Origin of the sequence: Georgenia deserti, from assembly GCF_042680605.1 — a bacterium.
GTDB lineage: Bacteria > Actinomycetota > Actinomycetes > Actinomycetales > Actinomycetaceae > Allobogoriella > Allobogoriella deserti.
On the sequence record NZ_JBHUEE010000003.1, the window covers coordinates 259,990 to 283,067 of the forward strand.

General features: G+C 73.1%; 25 protein-coding genes. 14 read left to right on the forward strand and 11 right to left on the reverse strand.

The genetic code is table 11. The annotated features are described in order from the left end of the window. Nucleotide 1: 1 nt before the first annotated feature. From ACFSE6_RS07955 to ACFSE6_RS07970, 4 genes are all read right to left on the reverse strand, one after another. A complete protein-coding gene (locus ACFSE6_RS07955) occupies nt 2-679 on the reverse strand; it encodes a PspA/IM30 family protein (RefSeq protein ID WP_388004699.1) in 678 nt (225 codons plus the stop codon). Between the two features lie 10 nt (nt 680-689). Further along, nucleotides 690-1,265: a hypothetical protein gene (locus ACFSE6_RS07960; protein ID WP_388004702.1), complete on the reverse strand. Its 576-nt coding sequence runs from the start codon at nt 1,263-1,265 to the stop codon at nt 690-692. Nucleotides 1,266-1,344: 79 nt separating this feature from the next. After that, nucleotides 1,345-2,442, reverse strand: coding sequence for a VIT1/CCC1 transporter family protein (locus ACFSE6_RS07965; protein ID WP_388004705.1), 1,098 nt, complete (start codon nt 2,440-2,442; stop codon nt 1,345-1,347). Nucleotides 2,443-2,546: 104 nt separating this feature from the next. Continuing rightward, nucleotides 2,547-2,816, reverse strand: a complete 270-nt coding sequence (locus ACFSE6_RS07970; protein WP_388004708.1) for a hypothetical protein — start codon at nt 2,814-2,816, stop codon at nt 2,547-2,549. A gap of 217 nt (nt 2,817-3,033) precedes the next feature. On the opposite strand from ACFSE6_RS07970, the gene ACFSE6_RS07975 reads away from it, so the two are divergent. The 5 genes from ACFSE6_RS07975 (at nt 3,034) to ACFSE6_RS07995 (ending at nt 6,501) form a co-directional block, all read left to right on the forward strand. Continuing rightward, complete coding sequence (locus tag ACFSE6_RS07975; RefSeq protein ID WP_465254131.1) at nt 3,034-3,930, forward strand: formylglycine-generating enzyme family protein; 897 nt, start codon at nt 3,034-3,036, stop codon at nt 3,928-3,930. Further along, the gene (locus ACFSE6_RS07980) at nt 3,927-4,295 is read left to right on the forward strand and encodes a YidH family protein (RefSeq protein ID WP_388004714.1); all 369 of its coding nucleotides are present in this window, start codon (nt 3,927-3,929) and stop codon (nt 4,293-4,295) included. The genes ACFSE6_RS07975 and ACFSE6_RS07980 overlap by 4 nt, the downstream gene beginning before the upstream one ends. Continuing rightward, on the forward strand, nt 4,292-4,651 hold the full coding sequence (locus ACFSE6_RS07985) for a DUF202 domain-containing protein (RefSeq protein ID WP_388004717.1): 360 nt from the start codon (nt 4,292-4,294) through the stop codon (nt 4,649-4,651). The genes ACFSE6_RS07980 and ACFSE6_RS07985 overlap by 4 nt, the downstream gene beginning before the upstream one ends. Nucleotides 4,652-4,671: 20 nt before the next feature. Continuing rightward, on the forward strand, nt 4,672-5,967 hold the full coding sequence (locus ACFSE6_RS07990) for an MFS transporter (RefSeq protein WP_388004720.1): 1,296 nt from the start codon (nt 4,672-4,674) through the stop codon (nt 5,965-5,967). Between the two features lie 132 nt (nt 5,968-6,099). Next, on the forward strand, nt 6,100-6,501 hold the full coding sequence (locus ACFSE6_RS07995; protein WP_388004723.1) for a four-helix bundle copper-binding protein: 402 nt from the start codon (nt 6,100-6,102) through the stop codon (nt 6,499-6,501). A 48-nt stretch (nt 6,502-6,549) separates the two neighbouring features. Here the strand turns inward: ACFSE6_RS07995 and map are convergent, their stop codons facing one another. After that, nucleotides 6,550-7,317, reverse strand: coding sequence for a type I methionyl aminopeptidase (map, locus tag ACFSE6_RS08000; RefSeq protein WP_388004726.1), 768 nt, complete (start codon nt 7,315-7,317; stop codon nt 6,550-6,552). Nucleotides 7,318-7,451: 134 nt separating this feature from the next. Here map and ACFSE6_RS08005 point away from each other — a divergent pair, with 134 nt between their 5' ends. The 3 genes from ACFSE6_RS08005 to ACFSE6_RS08015 are packed head-to-tail and all read left to right on the forward strand — an operon-like array spanning nt 7,452 to nt 9,525. Further along, nucleotides 7,452-8,057, forward strand: a complete 606-nt coding sequence (locus ACFSE6_RS08005; protein WP_388004729.1) for a TetR/AcrR family transcriptional regulator — start codon at nt 7,452-7,454, stop codon at nt 8,055-8,057. A gap of 35 nt (nt 8,058-8,092) precedes the next feature. After that, nucleotides 8,093-8,815 (forward strand): ABC transporter ATP-binding protein, encoded by a 723-nt coding sequence (locus ACFSE6_RS08010; RefSeq protein WP_465254132.1) that lies wholly within the window; start codon nt 8,093-8,095, stop codon nt 8,813-8,815. Then, nucleotides 8,812-9,525, forward strand: a complete 714-nt coding sequence (locus ACFSE6_RS08015; RefSeq protein WP_388004735.1) for an ABC transporter permease — start codon at nt 8,812-8,814, stop codon at nt 9,523-9,525. The genes ACFSE6_RS08010 and ACFSE6_RS08015 overlap by 4 nt, the downstream gene beginning before the upstream one ends. A gap of 15 nt (nt 9,526-9,540) precedes the next feature. On the opposite strand, the gene ACFSE6_RS08020 is transcribed toward ACFSE6_RS08015, so the two are convergent. Beyond that, on the reverse strand, nt 9,541-12,648 hold the full coding sequence (locus ACFSE6_RS08020; protein WP_388004738.1) for a glycoside hydrolase family 2 TIM barrel-domain containing protein: 3,108 nt from the start codon (nt 12,646-12,648) through the stop codon (nt 9,541-9,543). Nucleotides 12,649-12,890: 242 nt separating this feature from the next. On the opposite strand from ACFSE6_RS08020, the gene ACFSE6_RS08025 reads away from it, so the two are divergent. The 4 genes from ACFSE6_RS08025 to ACFSE6_RS08040 are packed head-to-tail and all read left to right on the forward strand — an operon-like array spanning nt 12,891 to nt 16,514. After that, nucleotides 12,891-13,799 (forward strand): SIS domain-containing protein, encoded by a 909-nt coding sequence (locus tag ACFSE6_RS08025; protein ID WP_388004741.1) that lies wholly within the window; start codon nt 12,891-12,893, stop codon nt 13,797-13,799. Next, nucleotides 13,796-14,698 carry an ROK family protein gene (locus tag ACFSE6_RS08030; RefSeq protein WP_388004744.1) on the forward strand — a complete coding sequence of 301 codons (903 nt, stop codon included), beginning with the start codon at nt 13,796-13,798 and terminating at the stop codon, nt 14,696-14,698. The genes ACFSE6_RS08025 and ACFSE6_RS08030 overlap by 4 nt, the downstream gene beginning before the upstream one ends. Next, nucleotides 14,695-15,651 carry a 1-phosphofructokinase family hexose kinase gene (locus tag ACFSE6_RS08035; protein ID WP_388004747.1) on the forward strand — a complete coding sequence of 319 codons (957 nt, stop codon included), beginning with the start codon at nt 14,695-14,697 and terminating at the stop codon, nt 15,649-15,651. The genes ACFSE6_RS08030 and ACFSE6_RS08035 overlap by 4 nt, the downstream gene beginning before the upstream one ends. Continuing rightward, a complete protein-coding gene (locus ACFSE6_RS08040) occupies nt 15,648-16,514 on the forward strand; it encodes a class II fructose-bisphosphate aldolase (RefSeq protein ID WP_388004750.1) in 867 nt (288 codons plus the stop codon). Before ACFSE6_RS08035 ends, ACFSE6_RS08040 begins: the two co-directional genes overlap by 4 nt. Here ACFSE6_RS08040 and ACFSE6_RS08045 read toward each other — a convergent pair. Beyond that, complete coding sequence (locus tag ACFSE6_RS08045; protein WP_388004753.1) at nt 16,459-17,283, reverse strand: DeoR/GlpR family DNA-binding transcription regulator; 825 nt, start codon at nt 17,281-17,283, stop codon at nt 16,459-16,461. The two genes, ACFSE6_RS08040 and ACFSE6_RS08045, sit on opposite strands and share 56 nt — an antisense overlap. A 120-nt stretch (nt 17,284-17,403) precedes the next feature. Here ACFSE6_RS08045 and ACFSE6_RS08050 point away from each other — a divergent pair, with 120 nt between their 5' ends. Continuing rightward, nucleotides 17,404-18,174 (forward strand): alpha/beta hydrolase, encoded by a 771-nt coding sequence (locus ACFSE6_RS08050; RefSeq protein ID WP_388004756.1) that lies wholly within the window; start codon nt 17,404-17,406, stop codon nt 18,172-18,174. Here ACFSE6_RS08050 and ACFSE6_RS08055 read toward each other — a convergent pair. From ACFSE6_RS08055 to ACFSE6_RS08070, 4 genes are all read right to left on the reverse strand, one after another. Beyond that, the gene (locus ACFSE6_RS08055) at nt 18,158-19,279 is read right to left on the reverse strand and encodes a GNAT family N-acetyltransferase (protein WP_388004759.1); all 1,122 of its coding nucleotides are present in this window, start codon (nt 19,277-19,279) and stop codon (nt 18,158-18,160) included. The two genes, ACFSE6_RS08050 and ACFSE6_RS08055, sit on opposite strands and share 17 nt — an antisense overlap. Before the next feature lie 80 nt (nt 19,280-19,359). Next, nucleotides 19,360-20,457 (reverse strand): endonuclease/exonuclease/phosphatase family protein, encoded by a 1,098-nt coding sequence (locus tag ACFSE6_RS08060; RefSeq protein ID WP_388004762.1) that lies wholly within the window; start codon nt 20,455-20,457, stop codon nt 19,360-19,362. A 20-nt stretch (nt 20,458-20,477) separates the two neighbouring features. Then, entirely contained in the window at nt 20,478-21,671 is a 1,194-nt protein-coding gene (locus ACFSE6_RS08065) for a Bcr/CflA family efflux MFS transporter (RefSeq protein ID WP_388004765.1), read from the reverse strand. 149 nt (nt 21,672-21,820) lie between these two features. After that, on the reverse strand, nt 21,821-21,979 hold the full coding sequence (locus ACFSE6_RS08070) for a hypothetical protein (RefSeq protein ID WP_388004769.1): 159 nt from the start codon (nt 21,977-21,979) through the stop codon (nt 21,821-21,823). Nucleotides 21,980-22,071: 92 nt separating this feature from the next. Here ACFSE6_RS08070 and ACFSE6_RS08075 point away from each other — a divergent pair, with 92 nt between their 5' ends. Beyond that, nucleotides 22,072-23,043 carry a helix-turn-helix domain-containing protein gene (locus ACFSE6_RS08075; RefSeq protein ID WP_388004772.1) on the forward strand — a complete coding sequence of 324 codons (972 nt, stop codon included), beginning with the start codon at nt 22,072-22,074 and terminating at the stop codon, nt 23,041-23,043. Nucleotides 23,044-23,078: the final 35 nt, after the last annotated feature.

Genomic DNA, 23,078 nt, shown 5'->3' on the forward strand with positions numbered 1-23,078 from the left:
CTCACGCGGGTGGGTCGATCCGGCGGCGCATCTCGTCCAGGCGCCGGCCGACGTCGTCATCCGTGCCGAGCTCGTCGAACGCCTCGCGGACCGGGTCGGAGCCCGGGTCGGTGCCGGCGATCTCCTCGTAGGCCTCGGTGCGGGCGCGCAGCTGCCGGATCTCCCGCTCGGCCTCCCGCTCGACGCCGAGCGCATCGGCCTGTCCTTGGGCGACGGCGTCCTCCCGACGGCCGAGCGCGGCGCGGGCGGCGTCGTGGTCGGTGCGCAGGGACTGAAAGCGGACGAACGAGTCCTCGGTCTCGTCCTCGAGACTGGTCAGCCGGCGCTCGAGTCCCTGGAGCTGGTCGTCGAGACGCCGGTGCTGCTCGGTCAGCTCGTCCAGCCGGCGGCCGGTCTCGACGGAGCGCCGCAGGTACTCGCGGGCAGCCCGCTCGTCCCCGGCGGCCACGGCGGCCTGTGCCTGGGTGTCGTGGTGCTCGATCGCGCGACGGGTCCGCTCAGCGAGCACCTCGACCCGGCGCCGGCCGGCCGCCAGGTCGGCGACGGCACGGCGGGCTCCGTCGAGCCGCTCGGCCCGCGCGGCGTGCGCCCGCTCGAGTTCCGTCACGGGGTCCGCGGACCGGGTCTTGGCCGAGCGCCGGGCCCGAAGGATCCGGCGGATCCGGTCCACTGTCGACACGGCGGCGTCCTCAGGCGGCGCCGCGCGTACGGTACGTGCGGCTCCAGGTGTTGAGGGCCTCGATCTCGAGCAGGACCTGGTCCGCGGTCCGGGCGAGCTGCGCCGGCGCCACCGACGCCGCGGCGTCGACGAGACTGCGGCGCAGGTCGGCGCACAGCTGCTCGTGCTCGGCGACTTTGTCGGCGAGGAGGTCGGCCCAGACGCCGCGAAGTTCCCGGTCGGGCTCGATCTCGGCGTGCCGGAGCTCCTGGTCCAGGTGCTCCCCGGTCCGGCGCAGCCCGGTGACCACAGGTGTCACCGGCCCGACCGGGGCACCGCGGGCCTCGGCCGCGGCGAGGGCGCTCTCGGTGGCCTCCGAGGAACGCGCGACCCGCAGCCGCAGCCGGGCCAGGCGCCGTCCGACATCGTCCGCGGCCACGGTGCGCACCGTGAGGCGAGAGCGGCTGAGGGTGCGGGCGAGCTGGCGCGAGCGGCGGATCCGCCGCACGACGTACCAGGTCACTCCGAGCGCGAGGAGGGTGCCGACCGCGACGACGCCGAGTCCGGCCAGCAGGATCGTGCCGAGCACATCGGCGAACGTGTCCATCGCGGCCTCCTCCACCTCGCGGTGGTCCCACGGTACGACGAAACGAGGCGGAACGGGGCGCCGTCGGACCCGTCCGGTCTCAGACCACCGTGGTGCCGAACAGCAGCCCCAGCGCGTACGTGACGGCGGCGGCGCCGTAGCCGATCGCGAGCTGGCGCAGGGCGCGACGCACCGCCGGTGCCCCGGACAGGACACCGACGATCGCGCCGGTGATGAGCAGCGCGACGCCGACGAGCCCGGCCGCGAGGACGACGGCGGCGCTCCCGTCGAGTCCGACGATCCACGGCACGATGGGGATCACCGCGCCGGAGGCGAAGAAGCAGAAGCTGGACAGGGCGGCACCCCAGGCGCTGCCGACCTCCTCGTAGGAGCGGGCGTGCTCCGGTGCCGGGTGCGGTTCGCCGGCCGTGACCCGGGCGATGACCTCGGCGGCATGCGCCTCAGCCTCCTCGTGGGACATCCCGCGGGCGCGGTAGACGAGGGCGAGTTCGTTGGCGTCGACGTCGAGGGCCGGGAGGTGCTTGCGTGCCTCCGGGTCGGGGGTGGACGCCTCGAGCAGTTCGCGCTGGGAGCGCACCGAGACGTACTCGCCGGCCCCCATCGACAGTGCACCGGCGAGCAGCCCGGCCACACCGGTGACCAGGACGGTGCCGGCCCCCACGCCGGTCGCACCGACGCCGAGGACCAGCGCGAGGTTGGAGACGAGGCCGTCGTTGGCGCCGAACACGGCGGCCCGGAACGTCCCCGACATGCGGGCCCGTCCCCGTGCCGCGAGCGCGCGGACCACCTCGCCATGGATGCGTTCGTCGGCCGCCATCGCGTCCGTGGCGTCGACGTCGCTCTCGTAGGTGGCGCGGCTCTCGGCGTGCTGTGCCAGGGCGAGCACGAAGACGCCACCGAAGGTGCGCGCGAGCCACCCGAGGATCCGGGTGCGCAGGGCACCCCGGCCCGGGTCGGCCGCGCGGGCGCCTAGCAGGTCACGCCAGTGCTGCTCGTGACGCCGTTCGGCCTCGGCGAGCCCGAGAAGGATCTCGCGCTCCTCACCGGTTCGGCGCGCCGCCAAGTGCCGGTAGACCGCGCCCTCGGCGCGTTCGTCGGCCAGGTAGCGGCGCCAGCGGCGGACCTGCTCGCGGTTCGGTCCGGTGTGCTCGTCTCGGCGGCGGGCGGTCGCGATCACGCCGTCATGATGTCAGCACGCGACCGTGCCGCGGCAGGGGGCTGTGACGGACGCAGCACAGGCGTGCGGCGCACGAGACCCCTGGTCGCGCGGAGACGGGCCCGTCAGCGGGGCTGCGGCGGGGTCGGCGGAGGCGTCTGGTTCTCGCCCAGCTTGGCCTTGACGGCGGAGGCGACCTTGTCGGTGACCACGCTGCCGCGTTCCCGGGCGACGTCGGAGACCTTGCCCTCGACCTTGTGGACGCCCTTCTTCACGGTCGGGCTCTGCCAGAGCTTGTTGCTTCCGCGCTTGATCGCCTCGTACCGCTCCCGGCCCGCGCGTGCGCCGAGGACGTATCCGACGCCTGCGCCGACGATGAATGACAGCTTGCCCATGCGATCCTCCGTGCGTTCGGGTGCGTGTGGTGAGCGTAACGACGTCTGGCCGATCCTGCCTGCGACGGCGGCTATCGTGGAATCGGCCCACCGCATCCGGCGGCGGCCACGACGGCGACCGCGGCACCGACGAGACCGACAGGACGGGGACAGGACCAGCGTGACCGACCAGAGCGAGACGTCCGACCACGCCGCGGCGAGCAGCACCCCGCTCCGGTTGTCCTCGCCGTCGGCGCGCCGGCTCCCCGAGCGCAGTGCGCAGGCGGCCAGGCGGGTGCGGGCGCGGATGGTCGAGCTGCCGGGCGGGGTGTTCGCGATGGGCAGTGAGGATGAGGACGTCAATCCGGGCGACGGCGAGGGTCCGGTCCGTCCGGTGGAGGTGGCCGGTTTCCGAGTGGCCACGACGGCGGTGACCAACGCGGAGTTCGACCGGTTCGTCAAGGCGACGGGCTACCGGACCCAGGCCGAGGAGTTCGGCTGGTCCTACGTCTTCCACCTCTTCGCCCGCGAGGTCGAGCAGTCCAAGATCCGCGGCAGCGCCGACGGCACGCCATGGTGGATCGCCGTCGACGGTGCCGACTGGCGGCACCCGGACGGGCCGCGTTCGTCGTTGTGGAACCGGCGTGACCACCCGGTGGTGCACGTCTCGCACGCGGACGCCGAGGCGTACTGCGCCTGGTCGGGGACCCGGCTGCCCACCGAGACGGAGTGGGAGTACGCCGCCCGCGGCGGCCTGGAGTCCAAGCGGTACGCCTGGGGTGATGAGCTGACCCCGGGCGGGAAGCACATGTGCAACATCTGGCAGGGCCTCTTCCCCCAGGTCAACACGGCCGAGGACGGTTTCGTCGGGACGGCGCCGGTGACGTCGTTCGAGCCGAACGGTTACGGCCTCTACAACGTGGCGGGCAACGTGTGGGAGTGGACCTCCTCTCCCTGGGACGACGAGGTCAGCTCCTACGACACGTGGGTAGTGCGCGGCGGGTCGTACCTGTGCCACGCCTCGTACTGCAACCGCTACCGGGTCGCCGCCCGCACCCGTAACACCGGGGACTCCTCCTCGGGCAACACCGGGTTCCGGGTCGTAGCCGATCTCGACAGGAGCGAGACGGCGTGAGCGGGACCCGGCTGCCGCGCAGCGTCTACGGCACCGGCCAGGAGCCGGACGTGCGGTTCTCCCTCGCCAACGAGCGCACGTTCCTCGCCTGGATCCGGACCTCGCTGGCCTTCATCGCCGGCGCCGTCGCGCTGGAGGCCCTGGCGACCCCGCTCGACCCGACGCTACGGCTGATCGCGTCCCTCATCCTCGTCGCGACCGGCCTGTCGCTGGTCTTCCAGGCCTGGTTCGGGTGGATGCGCACCGAACGCGCGCTGCGCCGGCACGAACCACTGCCCTCACCGCTGTCCGCGCTGCCGGCCGCGATCGGCGTCGGCGTCGTGGCGGTCCTGGTCGCGATCGCGCTGGTCCTGGGGCCGTCGTGACCCGGCCCTGGGACGCGGGGCTGCAACCGGAACGCACCGAGCTGTCCTGGCGGCGCACCGTCCTGGCCGTCACCGCCGGTACCGCCGTCGCCGCACGCTATCTCGGAGCCAGCGACCCGGTGCTCAGCCTCGCCCTGCCGCTCCTGGCCCTGGTCGGCGGGTTCGCCCTGCTGTACGCGGGAACCGTGCGCTTCCGGGGCCTGAACGACGACCTGCGCGCCGCCGGTGAAGGCGTCAGCCCGGACGAGCCCGTGATGCCCGGCGGCTCGATGCTCTTCGCGCTCACCGTCATGACCGTGCTCATCGCTCTCGTCTCCCTGGCCTTCATCGTGCTCACCGCCCTCGGGCGCGCCTGAGCAGGCGACCGGGACCGGCCATGTCCGCCGCAGCAGCGCTCTACGCCAGGCTCGTCCGACCGGGCGAGAACGGGTCGGCCGGGCTCGCGCCCACCGCGGCCCGCCACGTACCCGGCAACGGGCTGCGGCAGATCGCTGCCGAAGCGCTGCAGGCGACCGGTGACCAGGTGGTCAACCCCAGGACGGTGCTCCCGTGGCTGTTCTCCGCCCTCGGTGTGCCGGGCGGACTGGTCGGGCTGCTGGTGCCGATCCGGGAGGCCGGCTCGCTGGTGCCGCAGGCGGCGCTGCTCCCCTGGGTCCAGGCCAGGCGACGGCGCCGCTGGGTGTGGGTCACCGGCGCAGCCGGCCAAGGGCTGGCCACGGCGGCCATCGCAGCGGCGGCGGCCACGACGTCCGGGACGGCGGCGGGCGTCGTGGTCCTGCTCGCCCTGGTGGCCTTCGCGCTCTCGCGCTCACTGACCTCACTCGCGGGGAAGGATGTGCTCGGCCGGACGATCCCGGCCGGTCAGCGTGGTCAGATCAACGGGGTCGCGACGGTGCTCGCCGGACTGGCCGCCATCACCGTGGGCGTCGGGGTGCGCCTGATCGGCGGCGAGGAGGCGCCCCTGCTGGCCGGGCTGCTCGCCGCGGCCACACTGGCGTGGGTGGCGGCTGCGGTCGTCTACGCACGGATCCGCGAACCGGATGCGGACCCCGAGCCGGCACCACAGGGACCGGGCCGGCTACGGCACATGGCCGACCTGCTGCGCGCGGACCAGGCGCTGCGACGATTCGTCACCGTTCGTGCCCTGCTGCTGGTCTCGGCGTTGAGCCCACCGTTCGTGGTGACCCTCGCGGCCCGGAACGGGCAGGACATCAGCGGCCTCGGCGCGTTCGTCATCGCCTCGGGCCTCGCCGCCCTCATCGGAGGACGGGTGTTCGGGCGGTGGGCCGACCGGTCCAGTCGGACACTCATGGCCGCCATGGCGGCCGGCGCCTCGACGGTGATCCTCGCGCTCCTCGGCCTCGCCTCGCAGGGGGGCGGGCCGTGGACCTGGGTGTACCCGGCCTGCTACCTGTTGCTGGCCCTCGCCCACACCGGAGCCCGCGTGGGCCGGAAGACGTACGTGGTGGACATGGCCGAGGGTGACCGGCGCACCGAGTACGTCGCGGTCGCGAACTCGGCGATGGGGGTGCTGCTGCTCGGTGCCGGTGCGATCACCGGCCTGTTGGCCCTGGCCGGGCCGGAGGCATCGCTGGCGTTGCTGGCGGTGCTCGGCCTGACCGGGGCCGTGTGCGCGGTCCGGCTCCCGGAGGTCGGCGCGCGCGCCGCGTGAGTACTGCCGCGTCCACCGGCCGCGGCCTCGCTCGTCCGGCATGCGCCGGCCCCCCACCCTCGGTACGGTCACACCGTCCGGCCGACCACGGCGCCGGCACCACGCCTCCGGCGTCACGACGGAAGGAGTGCCATGACGAGCGCCGCCATGATCGAGACCTATCCGGGCGAGGTCGAGGCCGACCACCAGCGCCTGTCGTCCGCGCTCGACGCGCTGATCGCCTGTGCCCAGACCTGCACCGCCTGCGCGGACGCGTGCCTCGCTGAGCAGCAGCCGGCCGACCTGCGTGCGTGTATCCGTCTCAACCTCGATTGCGCAGACATCTGCGGGGCGACCGCACGAGTGTTCTCGCGGCACACCGCAGGAGACCCGACGACGGTGCGCGCCCTGCTGCAGGCCTGCGTCCAGGCGTGCCGCAGTTGCGCCGAGGAGTGCGAGCGGCACGCCGACCACCACGAGCACTGCCGGGTCTGCGCGCAGCAGTGCCGGTCCTGCGAGGAGGCCTGTTCCGCGTTGCTGGCGACGCTCGCCTGATGGTCCGTGGCAGCGCGTGCTGCCCGGCACGTCCGGGCGGTACGGCCGCTATGCCCGGCTGGTGAGGACGAGCGGGCCGTCACCCGTGATCGCGATCGTGTGCTCGGAGTGAGCGCCGCGGGAGCCGTCCTTGCTGCGCAGGGTCCAGCCGTCGTCGTCGGTGTAGATCTCGTCGGTCCCGGCCATGAACCAGGGCTCGATGGCGATGACCAGTCCCTCACGCAGTGGCAGGCCGCGGCCGGGCCGGCCGTCGTTGGCGATGTGCGGGTCGCCGTGCATCTCGCGGCCCACGCCGTGCCCGCCGAACTGGGTGTTGACGCGGTAGCCGTGCTCGCGGGCGACCGCGCCGATGGCCGCGGAGATGTCGCCGATCCGGTTGCCGACGGTGGCCGTGTCGATGGCGGCGGCGAGTGCTTCCTCGGTGGCCCGGATGAGACGCAGATCGTCCTCGCGCGGGGTGCCGACGACGAAGCTGATCGCCGAGTCGGCGACCCAGCCGTCGACGCTCACCGCGAAGTCGACGGAGAGCAGATCGCCGTCGCGCAGGGTGTAGTCATGAGGCAGGCCGTGCAGCACGCCGTCGTTGACCGAGGTGCACAGCACGTGACCGAACGGCATGGCACCGAAGGACGGGTGGTAGTCGATGTAGCACGAGGTCGCGCCCCGCCGCCGGATGCGCTCGTGCGCGAACTCGTCGAGTTCAAGCAGGTTGACGCCGACCGCGGCGTAGTCCTGCAGCGCGGTGAGCACCTCGGCGACGAACGCGCCCGCCGGGCGCATGGCTTCGATCTCGGTGCGGGTCTTCAGCTCGATCACCGGACAAGGTTAAGCGCGCCGGACCGGTGCGCGCCGCCCCGCCCTTCGCAACCACGCTCGGGCCTGGCGCAACAACGCCCGGTCGGGCTTCCACGGCCGAACCGGCGGCCGTCGCCGTCGTTAGGGTGCCCCTCATGTCCCGGACTCGCGCCCGTGGTCGCCGGCCCGGCGGCCCCGACACCCGCCACCAGATCCTCGACGCCGCCCGGCAGGAGTTCGCCGAGCGTTCGTTCGCTGCCACCACGGTCCGGTCGGTGGCGTCGCGGGCGGGTGTGGATCCGGCCCTGATCCACCACTACTTCGGGACCAAACGCGACCTCTTCATGGCGGCACTCGATCTACCGCTCGAGCCTGAGGTGCTGCTCGGCCCTCTCCGGCAGGCCGACCCGGATGACGTCGGGAAGGTCCTGGTGACCGTCGTCCTCGACGTCTGGGAGGACGCCGCGTCCCGCGCGCCGTTCGTGGCGCTCCTGCGCTCGGCGACCTCCGACGCTGAGGCCGCCGCGAACATTCGACAGGCTCTGGAGGCCGTGATGCTGCCGGCGCTCCGGCCGATCCTGGGACCGACCGACGAACCGGCACGCGCCGACACCACGATCCAGCTGGCCGTCGCCCAGCTGCTCGGCGCGATGTTCCTGCGGCACGTCGTCCGTGTCGAGCCGCTCGCGTCCGCCTCGCGCGAGGAACTGGCGGGTGAACTCGCGCCCGTGATCCAGCAGCATCTGCGCCGCAACGGTTGACGGGAGGACGGGACCGCCCCAGAATTCATTGCATGATGAATTCTGGGGTCCGGATCCGCTCGCTCCGCGTGGTGCGGGGCCGCACGAGAGCGGTCGATGACGTCGACCTCGACATCCCCGCCGGTCAGGTGACCGGCCTTCTCGGCCCGTCCGGGTCCGGCAAGACGTCCTTGCTGCGCGCGATCGTCGGCGTGCAGATCGTCGACTCCGGCGAGGTCGAGGTCCTCGGCAGGCCGGCGGGCAGTCCGGAGCTGCGCCGTCGGGTCGGCTACGTCACCCAGAGCCCGAGCGTGTACGAGGACCTCACGGTCGCGGAGAACCTGCGGTACTTCGCCCGGCTATTGCGCAGCCGCGGGGACACCTCCGGCGCCGGCGTCGAGCGCGTGCTCGCGACCGTCGGGCTGACCGAGGCGGGGAGCCAGCTCGCGCGCACTCTGTCCGGCGGTCAGCTCTCCCGCGTCTCGCTCGCCACAGCGCTCCTCGGCTCGCCGGAACTGCTCGTCCTCGACGAACCCACGGTCGGCCTCGATCCGGTGCTCCGCGCGTCGTTGTGGCAGACGTTCCGCGGCATCGCCGAGCAGGGCACCACAGTGATCGTCTCCTCGCACGTCATGGACGAGGCGTCCCGCTGCGATCTGCTCGTCCTGCTGCGCCAGGGTCGGGTGCTGGCGCGCGCCACGCCGGACGAGTTGCTCGAGCGCACCGCGACCGAGGATGCGGAGTCCGCCTTTCTCTCGCTGATCGGAGACCGCGCATGATCGCCACCGCTGCCCGCGTCTTGACCCAACTGCGTCACGATCCGCGCACGATCGCGATGATCCTGCTCGTGCCGTTGCTCCTGCTGTCGTTGCTGTGGTGGATCTACGAGGACTCCCCCGTCTTCGCGCAGATCGGGCCCACCTTGTTGGCCATCTTCCCCGTGATGATCATGTTCCTGGTCACCTCGATCACCACGCTGCGCGAACGCCGGTCAGGCACGCTGGAACGGCTGATGACGCTGCCCCTGAGCAAGGTGCAGCTCCTGCTCGGCTACGCATTGGCCTTCGGTACGGTCGCCGTGGTGCAGGCCGTGCTCGCCTCCGTGCTGATGCTGGGCCCGCTCGGGCTGGAGACCGAGGGGTCGGCGGCGTTGCTGATCCTCGTCGCCGTCCTCGACGGGCTACTCGCGGTCGCCCTGGGGTTGTTCGTCTCGGCGTTCGCCCGGACGGAGTTCCAGGCGGTGCAGTTCATGCCCGCCCTGATCCTGCCGCAGCTCCTGCTGTGCGGGCTGCTGGTTCCCCGTGACGAGCTCCCGCGGCTGCTCGAGTACCTCTCGGACGTGCTGCCGCTGTCCTACGCCGCGGATGCGATGAGCGCGATCGCGAGCGAGTCCACCCCCGACCTGACGCTCGAGGTCACCGTGCTCGGCGGCTTCGTCATCGGCCTGCTCCTGCTCGGCGCGGCCACCCTGCGGCGGCGTACCCCCTGAGGCGCTGTGCCGAGCTCAGCCGCCGGCGGTCACCGCACGCAGCGTCACCGCGAACGTGTAGGCGCCCGGCCAGAGCTGGTGCTCCGGCAACGCGCCCGGCCCGCACGCCCCGGAGCCGATACCCTGCTGTGCGGCATCGAGGTAGAGGTGGACGTGCTCGCTCGGTGGCAACTCGTGGGGGTGCCGGGCCGCGGACAGCTCCTGGGACGTGTGCCGCGAAGCCGTGAAGCCGGGCCGCACCGCGGGAACGGTGCCCCCCGCACCGCCGAGCCCGGTGTGCGTGCGCACCTCGAGCCCGGTGCCGTCCGGCGCCGCGAGCGTGAGGGCCCGCAGTCCGGGCCGGTGCCCCGTCTCCTGCGGCCGGGCGTAGTCGACGCCGAGGTCGTCGACCGCGCACTCGTAACGGCCGACGAGCGCGGCGTGGGCGAGGTCGACGTAGGACTCCTCCGGGCCGGTACCGAACCAGCGGGCGGTGGCGATCTGCGGCGGTAGGGCGAGATGGACGCCAACCCGCGGCCAGGTCCCCCGCCACGGCCCGTCGGGGGTGATCTCGACGCGGATCACCAGGCCGCCGTCGTCGTCCACCAGGTAGGTCAGCGAGGTCACGATCCCGAACGGTGCCGCCCCCGGCGCGCTGCGCAGCCTGGTGACCACCCGGTCCGGCCCGGGCTCGACGGCGACGGTGCGGTGGGTCAGCCGGTCCAGGCCGCGGTGGGCCCACCGGTCGGCGATCGGGACGGCCTCGTCTGAGCGCCGCGCCTGGCCGGGCGCGGCGTCCTCGTACATGCCGGACGCGCCGCCGCGGTCGTTGTCCGTCGGCGCGCGCCACAGCTGAGGCGTCGGGCCCGTGACCTCGAGTCCGTCCAGGGCGGTCAGGCCTCCGCTGCGCGCGTCGATCCGCGCCGGGCCGAGCACGATGGTCTCGCCGTCCCGGGCCGGTGCGGCCGCGCCGGCCGACGGCGCAGTGCCGGCCGACGGTACGCTCCCGGGCCGGGCGGGCCGTTGCCCGAGGAGCGGAGAGTCGGTGACGTCGGCCTGGCTCCGCGAGATCGCATGGCCCGCCGGTGCCCATGGCGTGTCATCCGCGAGCTCGACGCTCAGGGCCAGCCAGATCTCCGCGCCGGTGGGTGCCTGGCGGCCGGCGCGGGCCAGCGCCGCCGTCGCGTCCGCGGGCAGCAGGATCGTCACCGTCGCCCCGGCCGCCACCGTGGGGGCGTCGACGTCGCCGGAGGCGACCACCTCGCCGTCGACCTCGAGCCGCCACCGGACGGCGACGTCCGAGCTGTCCGCGGTGTGCCGCTCGTTCACGAGGGTGATCTCGCCGGTCCGGCTGTCAGCCGTGGCACGGACCGGCGCGACGACGGCGGCGTACTCACGCAGACCCGGCGAGGGGGTGCCGTCGGAGAGGATCATCCCGTCGGTGACGAAGTTCCCGTCATGGATCAACTCGCCGAAGTCGCCGCCGTAGCCGTAGTACGCGGTGCCGTCGTCCGTCGTCGTCAGCAGGCCGTGGTCACGCCACTCCCAGACGAAACCCCCGTGGATGCGGGGGTAGGCGCGGATGCGTTCGTCGTACTCGGCGATCGCGCCGGGCCCGTTGCCCATGGCGTGGATGTACTCGCACATGAGGAACGGCTTACGGCGCAGCCGCTCCGCCTGCCCGGGCGTGACGTAGGCGATCTCACCGGCCTGGCCGCCGATGGCGTCCAGCTCGGTCAGCGTGGGGTACATCCGGGAGTAGACGTCGGTGTACTGGCCCTCGTAGTCGCCCTCGTAGTGGACGGGCCGGCCGGGGTCGCGATGGTGGACCCACGCGGCCATGGCCGCGAGGTTGCGCCCGGAGCCGGACTCGTTGCCGAGGGACCACATGATCACGGCCGGGTGGTTCTTGTCCCGCTCGACCGTGCGCTCGATGCGGTCCAGGTGGGCGGCGCGCCAGCGGTCGTCGTCGGCGGGGGCGTCAGCCGGCCGCGAGCGCCATCCGTCCGGGTAGAAGCCGTGCGTCTCCAGGTCGCACTCGTCGATCACCCAGAAACCCAGCTCGTCGGCGAGCTCGAGCACTCCGGGGTGTGGCGGGTAGTGGCTGGTGCGGATGGCGTTGACGTTGTGCCGCTTCATGAGCGCCAGGTCCGCCCGCGCGTGCTCCCTGTCGAACACCCGGCCCCGGGTCGCCTCGATCTCGTGCCGGTTCACCCCGCGGAAGATCACCTGGCGGCCGTTGACCTCGAACGTCTCGCCGGCGATCCGCACGGTGCGGAAGCCCAGCCGCAGGCGCACCCGCTCGCCCCGAGAGGCCAGCGCCGCCTCGTACCGGCGTGGGGTCTCGGCGGTCCACGGCTCGACGGCGCCGACCTCGACCACTGCGACGTCCTCCGGCCGCTGCCACGTCACGTCCACGCCGAGCTCGTCGACGGTCAGCCGGACCGGGTAGGCGGCTTCGTCCGCGCGGATCTGAGGGGTCAGCGTGCCGCTGCCGGTGCGGTGGTCGTAGCCGGCGTCCAGCCACACGTCCTCCAGGCTTCCGGCGGGCCGCGCGAGCAGCGTGACCTCACGGAAGATGCCGGGCAGCCACCACTGGTCCTGGTCCTCCAGGTAGGAGGCGTCGGACCACTGGTGGACGCGGACGGCGAGGACGTTCTCCCCGGGCTGCAGATGCGCGGTGACATCGAACTCGTGGACCAGGCGGCTGCCCTTGCCCACGCCGATCTCGGCCCCGTTGAGCCAGACCTGGTAGGCGGACTCGACGCCGTCGAAGCGGAGCAGCACGCGCTCGGCGCCGTCGAAGTCGCGCGGCAGGGTGAAGGAACGCCGGTGGTCACCGGTCGGGTTCTCGTCCGGCACGAACGGCGGGTCGACGGGAAAGGGGTAGCGCACGTTCGTGTACGCCGGCCGGCCGTACCGGCCCTCGCCGGCCAGAACCCAGTGGCAGGGGACGTCGAGGGCCTCCCAGGGGGCTGCGGCGTCGTCCTCCCACGGGGCCGGGCCCGGGTCGGCCACCGGGTGGAGGCGGAAGTCCCAGGTGCCCGTCAGGTCGAGCGAGGGCGCGTCCGTGTCCAGGTGGGCGCGCGGTGGCAGGGCGCCGTAGCCGGGGCTGTAGTCGATCAGGTGCGCTGGGGTGGGCATGTGGCCTTTCTTCCGGCCGTCGCGTGACGTCGCTGGCCGATTCGGTCGGAACGGTCTGCCGTCACAGAGTCTCGCGTGCACGACGCCCTGGCGTCACGACCGACCCGCCAGGCGGGCACACCGTCGCATTCGGTGAGCGTTCGTGAGCGATTACCGTCTCTGCCACTCACATCATGTCAAGATGTGCGTGGTCAGGACGCGACGGTGGACGTTCCCGCACCGGAAAGTGGAGTGGTGGAGTGATGACTGGCCCCGCAGGTAGCGCCCTCGGCGCACACATGGAGGCGGAGTTACGCAGCCAGCCTGAGGTCTGGCGCCGGGCGGCCGACCTCACCGGTGACGCACCGCTGCCGGGACGCGGTGAACGCGTCGCCATCATCGGGTGCGGCACATCGTGGTTCATGGCTCAGGCGTACGCGGCGCTGCGGGAACGTGCCGACGACGGCGGTCTGACCGATGCGTGGGTCGCCTCCGAGGCGCCGTTGCACCGCGAGTACGACGTTGTCGTCGCCCTGTCCCGGTCGGGCACGACCACCGAGGTGGTCGAGGCGGTGGGCCGGGTGCCGGCCGGCACCCGCACGCTCGCCGTCGTCGCCGATCCGGACACGCCGCTGGCACGCGAGGCCGGCGACGTCCTCGCCATGCCGTTCGCCGACGAGCGGTCCGTGGTGCAGACCCGATTCGCGACCGGGGCGTTGACGCTGCTGCGAGCGAGCCTCGGCATCGACGTCGCACCCTCGATCGAGGACTGCGTGGCCGCCCTGGACGCACCGCTGCCGGAGGCGGCCGTGAGCGCGCAGCAGATGACGTTCCTCGGGACCGGGTGGACGGTCGGGCTCGCGCACGAGGCGGCACTGAAGAATCGTGAGGCGTCCCAGTCGTGGACCGAGTCCTACCCGGCCATGGACTACCGGCACGGGCCGATCGCCGTCGCCGCGCCGGGCCGCGTGGTCTGGTCCTTCGGGCCGGCGCCGGGCGGGCTCTCCGGCGAGGTCACCCGCACCGGAGCCACGTTCCTCGGCCGTACCGACATCGATCCGCTGGCCGACCTCGTTCTGGCGCAGCGGGTGGCGCTCGAGCGCGCCCGGGCCCTGGGGCTCGACGCCGACAGCCCGCGGGCGCTGACCCGGTCGGTCATCCTGGACGGATGACCGGGCCGATCGCCGTCGTCGATGTCGGCGGCACCGACACCAAGACCGGCATCGTCCTGCCCGACGGCGGGCTCACCGAGGTCCGGTCCGTGCCGACGCCGTCGGCGCCGGACGCCGCCGAGGGGGTGCTCCGCCTGGCGGCCGAGCACGTCACCCGCGCCCGCGCGAACCATCCCGACCTGACCGCCGTCGGCATGGTGGTGCCCGGGATCGTCGACGACGCGACCGGGACGGCGGTGTACTCCGCCAACCTGAACTGGCGCGACGTCCCGTTCGCCGAGCTGCTCACGCGCCGCGCCGGCCTGCCCGCCGCGGTAGGGCACGACGTCACCGCCGCCGGCCTGGCAGAACGTCGGCTCGGCGCGGGCCTCGGGGTGGACGACCTGGCCGTCCTCGTGCTCGGGACCGGCGTGGCCGCAGCTCTGGTCAGCGGGGGCCGGGCCGTGCGCGGCGGCGGCTACGCCGGCGAGGTCGGCCACTCCCCCGTCGGGCTGGCCGGGGAGCGGTGCCGGTGCGGCGCCCGCGGCTGCGTCGAGACACTGGCCGGGGGCGGCGCCATCACCCGCCGGTACGCCGCCCGGACCGGGCGTGCGGTCCCCGGCGTGCGGGAGGTCCTCGCTGCCGCCGAGGCCGGCGACCCGGACGCGGCCGAGGTCTGGCGCGAGGCCACCGATACGCTCGCGCTGCTCATCGCCCAGCTCGCCGCGACCCTCGCCCCGGAGCTCGTGATCCTCGGCGGCGGCCTCGCCCGCGCCGGCACCGCCCTGCTCGACCCGGTCGCGGACCGGCTCGGGACCCTCCTGTCCGTGCCACGCCGCCCCGAGCTGCGTCTGACCGCCCTGGGCGCGGAGGCCGGACTGCGGGGCGCCGGCCTGCTCGCCGCGGGGGAGCGCCCGTGATCGTCACCGTCACGCTGAACCCCGCGGTCGACGTCACCTACCGGATGCCGGCGTTGCGTCCCGGCCACAGTCACCGGGTCGCCGACGTCGTCCGGCGGGCCGGGGGGAAGGGCCTCAACGTCGCGCGGGTGCTCGCCGCGCAGGGGTACGCCACACTCGCGCTGGCCCCGGTCGGCGGCGCTCCGGGCGATCAGATCCGTGCCGACCTGGACAGCTCCGGGCTACCGCATCAGCTCATCGAGACGGGCGTGCCGACCCGGCACACGGTCGCCGTCGTCACCGACACCGAGACCACCAACCTCAACGAGGCCGGCCCGCCGCTGCCGCCGGAGAGCGTCGACGCGCTGGGCGATGTCCTCACCGACGCCCTGCGCGAGGCCACCGTGGTGGTCTTCTCCGGGTCGCTCCCGGGTGGGACCGACCCGTCGGTGCTGACCTACCTGCTCACCCTCGTCCGGCAGGCCGGCGTCCCCGCCGTCGTCGACACCTCCGGGCCGGCCCTGACCGCCACCGCCGAGACGGGGGCACGCGTGCTCAAGCCGAACCGGGACGAGCTGCTCGCGGCGGTCGGCGGCTCGGCCGACGCCGGTCTGCCGCAGCTGCTCGCGGCCGCCCGGCGCCTGGCCACCCGCGGCGGCGGCGCCGTCTTCGCCTCGCTCGGTGAGGCCGGCATGCTCGCCGTCGACGGGCCGGATGCCTGGCACGGTCGCCTCGACGCCCCGCTGACCGGCAACCCGACGGGTGCCGGGGACGCCGCCGTCGCCGCGATCGCCGCCGACCTGTCGACGGGCAGTTATCGGCCGGACCGCACGCTCGCCCGTGCGGTGAGGTGGTCGGCCGCTGCGGTGCTCACCCCCGCCGCGGGCAGCATCGACGACGCCGCACTCGCCGACCTGAGCGTGCACGTGACGGACCTACCCGACCCCGGACCCAGCGAGGAGGATCCCCCGTGACCCTGGTGACCACCCGCGAGCTCCTCGACGGCGCCGTGGCGGCCGGCCGGGGCCTGGCCGCGCTCAACGTCATCCATCTCGAGTCGGCCGAGGCGATCGCCGCGGCCGCGGAGGAGACCGGGCAGGGCGTGGTGCTGCAGATCTCCCAGAACTGCGTGCGCTACCACGGGTCACTGGCGCGGATCGCAGCCGCTGCCCGTGCCGTGGCCGAGACGTCCTCCGCACCGCTGTCCCTGCACCTGGACCACGCCGAGGACGCCGATCTGGTCGACGAGGCGCTCGCCGGCGGCTTGTCGTCGGTGATGTACGACGGGTCGTCGCTGCCGTACCCGCAGAACGTGGCGACCACCCGCGCCATCGTCGAGGCGGCCGCCGCACACGAGGTGCTGGTGGAGGCCGAGCTCGGCGAGGTCGGCGGGAAGGACGGCGTGCACGCACCGGGCGTGCGGACCGATCCCGCCGAGGCGGCACGGTTCGTGTCCGAGACCGGGGTGCACGCCCTCGCCGTCGCCGTGGGCAGCTCGCACGCCATGACGACGAAGTCCGCCGAGGTGGATGTGGAGCTGGTGGGCCGGCTGGCCGCCGCCGTACCGGTACCGCTCGTGCTGCACGGCTCCAGCGGGGTGCCGGAGGCGAATCTGGCGGCGGCGATCCGGGCCGGCATGCGCAAGGTCAACGTCTCGACCCAGCTCGTCGACGCCTTCACCGCCGCCGTCCGCCGGCGCCTGACCGAGGACCCGCACCTGGTGGATTCCCGGAAGTATCTCCGGGCCGGCCGGGAGGCGCTGACGGCCGAGGCGATCGCCGTCATCCGCCTGGTGACGACGGCCGCCCGTCCGGCCGGGCCGGGCGCGCCACGATGACCTCGACCTCGGCAGCGGCCAGGGCGTCCGCGAGATCCGCTTCGGGCTCGGCGTCGGTGACGACGGTGGAGATCTCCTCGAGGGAGCAGATCCGCGCGAAGGTCGAGCGGCCGAGCTTCGAGCCGTCCGCCACCACGACGACGCGGCGGGCCGTGGTGACCAGGTCGCGGTTGACGGCTGCCTCGCCCTCGTCGGGTGTGGTCGCCCCGTAGCGGGCGTCCAGGCCGTCGACGCCGATCACCGCCCAGTCCAGGGCCAGGCCGGCCATCGTGGCCCCGGCCATCGGTCCGACCAGCTCGAAGGTCTGCGGGCGTGCGACGCCACCGGTCACCACCAGTTTCACGTGCGGCCGGATGGCCAGCTCGTAGGCGATGTTCAAGGCGTTGGTGACCACCGTGACCCCATGGCCCCGGTCCGCGGACATCCGCGGGGCCGCCCCGAGGGCGCGGGCGACCTGCGTCGTCGTCGTGCCGCCGGTCAGTCCGACCACCTCGCCGGGGGCGACCAGCTGCGCCGCCCGCTCCGCGATGGCGACCTTCGCCCGCGCGTGGCGAGCGATCTTGTACTGCAGCGGCAGCTCATAGGCACTTCCCGCCGCGACGGCGCCTCCGTGGGTCCGGGTGACGAGCCGTTGCCGCGCCAGGACGTCGAGGTCGCGCCGCGCCGTCGCTGCCGAGACCGCGAACCGCCGGACGATCGCGTCGATGCTCAGATGCCCCTCAGCGCCGAGTGCGTCGAGGATCGCGTTCAGCCGTTGCTGCTGGCGCATCGCACCGCTTCCTTTCGCCGGTCCCCTCGGGATCCTCCCAGGTCGGGCGGCACGCCCCGAAACCTGAGACGCAGGGCGCCATCCGCCGCCGGCGGGCACGGGAACGCCTACGGTGGAACCATGGCCGAGGTTCAGATCACGACCCCGCGTGGCGTCACGTTGGCGGGCACGTTCGAGCCTGGCCCGGCGACCTCGGCGGTCCTGTTCGCGCACGGGTTCCTCTCGGACCGGCACTCCTCGGGCCGGTTCGACGTCCTCGCCGCCGCGTACCGCGAGGCCGGCCACGCGACGTTGCAGATCGACTTCTCCGGCTGCGGCGCGTCCGGCGACGACGTCGTCACGGCAGCGGGCGAGGTCGAGGACCTGCGGTCCGCATCGGCCTGGCTGGCCGAGCAGGGCTTCGAGCAGCAGATCCTGCACGCCCATTCCTTCGGCACCCTGGCGGCGCTGCGGTCCAGTCCTCGCGACGTCGTCACCATGGTGCTGACCGGGCCGCTGCTCGGCCCGATGTCGTACCCGTGGGAGGACATCTTCTCCGCCGACCAGCTCGACGACCTGGAGACCCACGGTTACGCCCGCATCCCGGACGACAACGAGGGCGCGGCCCGCGAGTACGCCGTCATCTCCAAACAGACGTTGGCCGACTACTCCCTCATCGATCCGGCCGAGCTCGTCGGCGCGGTCGAGGTGCCCGTGCTCCTCGTGCACGGTGAGTCCGATGACGACGGCACCGACCTCGTCGAACTCTCCCGGGAGGCGCTGCCCCTGCTACCGGCCGGCACACGGCTCGAGGTCGTGGACGGTGCCGGGCACGGGATGAAGGCCCGACTCGACGTCGTCACCGACCTCGCGCTGAGCTGGGTCGAGGAGCAGCTCACCCGCGCGGCGTGAGCCGGAGCTGCCACGCTCCCTCGACCGCGGCGACCTGGAAGCCCATGCGGATGTTGATGGCGAGCATGTGCTCGTTCTCGCCCGCGTTCCACGTGTGAATCCGCCGCACCTGCGGGAAGCGGTCGGCGAGTTGCTCGACGTTCGCGGCCTTGACGAGTAGTCCGAGGCGATTGCCCCGGTGCTCGGCGCGCACCAGCGTGTTCTCCTGGTAGGCGACCTCGGGCTTGTCACGCGGGAGGACCACGAAGGTGTATGCGGCCAGAACACCGGTGGGCACGTGCTCGGCGGCGGACAGCACCGTCTGCATCCCGCGGAGCTCGCGGCGGTCGTCGTAGTCGCTGACGCGGCCGGCGTCCCAGGACTCCTCCTGCATGTCGAGGTCGGCCATCGGGACATCCGTGCTCATGCGGCGGTTGAGCTCGGCCATCTCCTCGAGCCAGCGCTCGGGCGTGCGGCCCACCCACTGCACGAGCCGATAGTCCTGACCGGCCACGCTCTGCGCCTCGAGTCGCCACGCCTGCAGGGTCTGCGGGTCGATCGGCAGCCGGAGGGTGGATTGCCGCTCGGTCTGCTCGAGCGTGAAGCCGAGCCGGCGGGCGAAGATCGCGGCGGCGTCGGCGGCGCGGATGCGGCCCACGCCGGACTCGGCGTGGACGGCTTCCTCCGCCTCGGTGGCCTCCCCGCCGTGGGCGGACCAGCCGGCGACCGTGGTCCGTCCGTGCGAGAGCACATGTTCCTCGGCGGCGCGCCAGAGCTCACGGCCGATACCCCGGCGCCGGTGGGCCGCCCGGACCCCGATCCACAGCTCGGCGAAGTGGGTGTTGTCGTCCATGGGCAGATCGAGCGAGGCGACGCCGAGGACCTGCGCGGGCTCGCTCGGTTGGTCGGTGACGTCGTCGGAGACGGCGATCAGGTGGATGTGCCGGGAGTGCCGCTGCGGCACAGCCGCGGCCACGAGCCGCTCCGGCGGATCCGCCAGGTCCTCGTGGCCGACCGTCTCGCGCCCGTGCTCGGCCTCGATCTCGCTGATGGCGAGATACGCCGGCGTGGGCGTGACGTCGGCAGCGGCCGGGGCCGGGACCTCGACGATGCGGTAGGCGTTCATGATCCGAGCCTGGCAGCATCACACCCCCGCCCGCACCGGCTTTTCCGGCCGGCCTGCCGGGGACCTCTCACCAGTCAGCGTCAGGTGGTCGGGCGGATGCGCACCACGAGTCCGCGGTGGTCGCTGTCGCCGGCCTCGTCGACGCGCCCCTGTCCGACCTCGTAGGCCGCGGCGTCGACGAGCACGTGGTCGATCGGTGCGCCGACGAGCTGCGGAAGGTTCGACGGCCACGTCGCGATCCCGCCGATGCCCGCCTCGACGGAGGCGTCGACGCATCGCCCCAGGTCCCGCATGGGGGCGTGATCGAGCGTGGCGTTGAAGTCCCCCGCGACGACCACGCCGTCCGGCCCACTCGACCCGCACAGCGCCATGATCGTCTCGAGATCGCCGAGCCACTCCTCGTGCTGGTCACGCACAGGGGCGGCGGCGTGCACGCCGACCACGACGGGCCCGACACCGGACGCGGGCTCCACGCGCAACGCGCCGAGCGTGGTCTGCGCCGTCTCGTTGCGCACGTACTCGCCGAGGTTGGAGGAGACCAGGACGGCCGTGTGTCCGATGAACTCCGGACGCTCGTCCTCGCCGTCGTCCCCGCTACCGGGAACGCTGTCGCTCTGCTCCTCCGGCGCCCGGCGGGTGAAGATCTGGTAGGTCTCGTCCGCGCTGGCGAGGAAGGACGCCGTCTGCTCGGCGAACTCGGGCCCGGCCTCCGGGAGCACGAGGACGTCCGCCCCCGACTGCTCGGCGAGGTTCGCCACCTCCTCGGAGGTGGTCCGCCCGCCTGCCGTGTTGTAGGTCAGCAGCGTGATGGCGCCGTCGCCCTCCTCGGTCGGCCGTAGGCCGCGGTCCGGGCCGAGCTCGGCGGGATTCTCCAGGCCACGCGTCCACAGGTAACCGGCGTGGCCGACGCCAACGAGCACGAGGACGAGCGCAAGGGCCAGCGTGCGGTTCCCGCCACGGAAGCCGATCTTCCGGACCAACGCGACGATGAGGATGATGACGCCGACCAGGACGAACGCGCCGGCCGGCAAGGCACGCACGGCGATCGCCTGGCTGATCGGGAACCGGGTGCTCAGTTCCGCCCACGGCGGGACGAGGACGCCAATCCAGTCGGGGTTGAGCGTGAGCACGGCCGCGACGGACAGGATGAGCACGACGATCCAGCCCGCAATACGCACCGGGTCATTGAAGCATCTCCTCAGCGGCGCACGGCCACCGCGAGCACGAGCGAGGCGCTCAGATAGGCGGCGGCCATGACACCCGCCATGGCCACGACGGACCCGCCCAGCAGGCCGGAGAGCGGTGCGCCGGCAGCGGCGAGACCGAACTGGGAGGCGCCGATCAGGGCGGCAGAGCTGCCGGCGTCGTGGGTCTGCCGCGCCAGCGCGATGCCCGGGATGGTGGGGATCATGACGCCGATGGCGCCGACGGTGGGGAGCAGCACGGCGACCATCGGCCACAGCCGGTCCGGCCCGGTGCCGATGGTCAGCGCGAGGACACCCATCGTGGTGGCACCCGCGAGCGCGACGGCGAGCGCACCGCCGGCGAGCCGGACCGGTTCGACGCGGCCCATGAGGAACCCGGCGATCTGCGTGCCGGTGGTGACCATGACGGCCCCGGCCCCGAAGAGCACGCCGTACTGCTGGGCCGAGAGGCCGTAGGTGTCCTGGAAGACGAAGGTGGAGGCAGTGATGTACGTGAACTGGCCGGCCATCGTCAGCCCGGCGACGAGGACCAGCCCGCGGAACACCGGCTCGCGCAGCAACCCACCGTAGGTGGCCGCGGCCGTGGCGGCGCCACCGCGACGACGGCGTTCGGGCGGCAAGGTCTCCGGCAACGCCAGCAGGACGAGAACGAACAGGACGGCCGCGAGGGCGGCGAGAGCGACGAACAGCAGCCGCCACGAGCCGATGAGCAGAAGCTGGGAACCCAGCGCCGGTGCGACCAGGGGTGCGATACCGACGACGAGCATGATCCGTGAGATGGTCCGGCCCACGGCCAGCCCCGCCGAGGTGTCCCGGGCGACGGCGAGGGCGATGACCATCCCGGCCGCCCCGAGGAAGCCGTGGAGTACCCGCAGACCGAGCAGCACCCAGATGCTGCCGGCGGCCGCGATGCCGAGCGAGACAAGGGTGTACGCCCCGTAGGCGAGCAGCAGCGGGCGGCGCCGGCCCGTGGCGTCCGAGACGGACCCGAGCACGAGCTGGCCCACGGCGATGCCGACCAGCGTCGCCGTCATCGTCAGCTGCACCTCGCCGTGGGAGGCGCCGAGCTCGTCGGCGATCGCCGGGAAGGCCGGGAGGTAGAGGTTGATCGTCAGTGGCCCGATGGCGGTCAGGGCGCCGAGGAGGACGACCAACGCACCGGGGGTGCGTCGATAGTCCTCACTCACGCGTCGAGCCTACGTCCGCGCCCCCCACCCCCCGCGAGTCGTCACTTCTGTGCTCACTCGTCATTCCTGTGCCGACTCGTCATTCCTGTGCTCACTCGTCATTCCTGTGCCGACTCGTCAACGCTGTGCCGAACCGACGATCCTGGCTGTCACAGGCTTCGCGGTGGCCAGCTCGCGCCCTCGAGCGGGCGATCCGGAGGTGGTGACCCAGGATCGGTGTCATCGCTGCCCTCGCCGCGCGGCGCCCACACGAGGTGGGCGATGTAGACGATCAGAGCGAATCCCGAAGCGATCAGTACGAAGGACATGGCAGAAATCGTTCCGGTGATCACTATCTGCCACGAGTGGCCGGTTTGCCACGCTGCATCGATTTCCTGCCAACTTCTGGCACGATGCCGACATGAGTCGCGGAATCCGCAACGTCGTGGCGTTGGCCTTCGACGGCGTCGCCCCGTTCGAACTCGGGGTGGTGTGCGAGGCGTGGGGCATCGATCGCTCCGAGATGGGCCTGCCCGTCTTCGACTTCGCCGTCTGCGCACCGACCTCCAGCGTCCGCACCAACGCGGGATTCGACATCCAAACCCCGCACTCCCTCGACCGGGTCGCTGAGGCCGACCTCGTGGTCACGCCCGCCGCCGACGACGCCCTGCACGCCCCACCGGCGATCCTCGAGTGCCTCCGGGCCGCGCACGCGCGCGGGGCGTGGGTCATGTCCGTATGCTCCGGCGCGTTCACCCTCGGTGCCGCCGGCCTCCTCGACGGTCGGCGCTGCACGACGCACTGGCGGTACGCCGACGAGCTGGCGACCCGATTCCCCCAGGCGAGCGTCGAGCCGGACGTGCTCTACGTCGACGACGACGGGATCCTCACCAGCGCGGGCACCGCTGCCGGGCTCGACGCCAGTCTCTACCTCTGGCGCCGGGAGTTCGGCGCGGCCGCGGCGAGCCTGGTGGCCAGGCGGATGGTGGTGCCGCCCCAGCGCGACGGAGGCCAGGCGCAGTTCATCACCACACCGGTCCCGGATCAGGACGCCGAGACGCTCGGCCCGGTGCTGTCCTGGATCGTCGAACATCTCCAGGACGACCTGTCCGTGGACAGTCTGGCCGCGCGGTTCATCATGTCGCCGCGCACCTTCGCCCGCCGCTTCCGTGCCGAGACAGGCACCACGCCGCACGCGTGGATCACGGCCCAGCGCGTGCGGCGAGCGGAGCAGCTGCTCGAGGAGACCGACCTGTCCGTGGACCGCATCGCCGACGACGTCGGGTTCGGCAACGCGGCGACGCTACGGCACCACCTCGCGCGCTCCCGCGGCCTGAGCCCCCTGCAGTACCGGCGTCGCTTCCGGGCCGAGCCGGTACCGACAACGGGCTGAGGGCCGGATCGGACGGCGCGGCCGCAGAGGTGTCC

Coding starts and splice junctions, on each gene's coding strand:
- ACFSE6_RS07960 (WP_388004702.1), bottom strand. CDS start 1,265: ATGGACACGTTCGCCGATGTGCTCGGCACGATCCTGCTGGCCGGACTC.
- ACFSE6_RS07970 (WP_388004708.1), bottom strand. CDS start 2,816: ATGGGCAAGCTGTCATTCATCGTCGGCGCAGGCGTCGGATACGTCCTC.
- ACFSE6_RS07990 (WP_388004720.1), top strand. CDS start 4,672: ATGTCCGCCGCAGCAGCGCTCTACGCCAGGCTCGTCCGACCGGGCGAG.
- ACFSE6_RS07995 (WP_388004723.1), top strand. CDS start 6,100: ATGACGAGCGCCGCCATGATCGAGACCTATCCGGGCGAGGTCGAGGCC.
- ACFSE6_RS08005 (WP_388004729.1), top strand. CDS start 7,452: ATGTCCCGGACTCGCGCCCGTGGTCGCCGGCCCGGCGGCCCCGACACC.
- ACFSE6_RS08010 (WP_465254132.1), top strand. CDS start 8,093: ATGAATTCTGGGGTCCGGATCCGCTCGCTCCGCGTGGTGCGGGGCCGC.
- ACFSE6_RS08015 (WP_388004735.1), top strand. CDS start 8,812: ATGATCGCCACCGCTGCCCGCGTCTTGACCCAACTGCGTCACGATCCG.
- ACFSE6_RS08020 (WP_388004738.1), bottom strand. CDS start 12,648: ATGCCCACCCCAGCGCACCTGATCGACTACAGCCCCGGCTACGGCGCC.
- ACFSE6_RS08025 (WP_388004741.1), top strand. CDS start 12,891: ATGACTGGCCCCGCAGGTAGCGCCCTCGGCGCACACATGGAGGCGGAG.
- ACFSE6_RS08030 (WP_388004744.1), top strand. CDS start 13,796: ATGACCGGGCCGATCGCCGTCGTCGATGTCGGCGGCACCGACACCAAG.
- ACFSE6_RS08045 (WP_388004753.1), bottom strand. CDS start 17,283: ATGCGCCAGCAGCAACGGCTGAACGCGATCCTCGACGCACTCGGCGCT.
- ACFSE6_RS08050 (WP_388004756.1), top strand. CDS start 17,404: ATGGCCGAGGTTCAGATCACGACCCCGCGTGGCGTCACGTTGGCGGGC.
- ACFSE6_RS08055 (WP_388004759.1), bottom strand. CDS start 19,279: ATGAACGCCTACCGCATCGTCGAGGTCCCGGCCCCGGCCGCTGCCGAC.
- ACFSE6_RS08070 (WP_388004769.1), bottom strand. CDS start 21,979: ATGTCCTTCGTACTGATCGCTTCGGGATTCGCTCTGATCGTCTACATC.
- ACFSE6_RS08075 (WP_388004772.1), top strand. CDS start 22,072: ATGAGTCGCGGAATCCGCAACGTCGTGGCGTTGGCCTTCGACGGCGTC.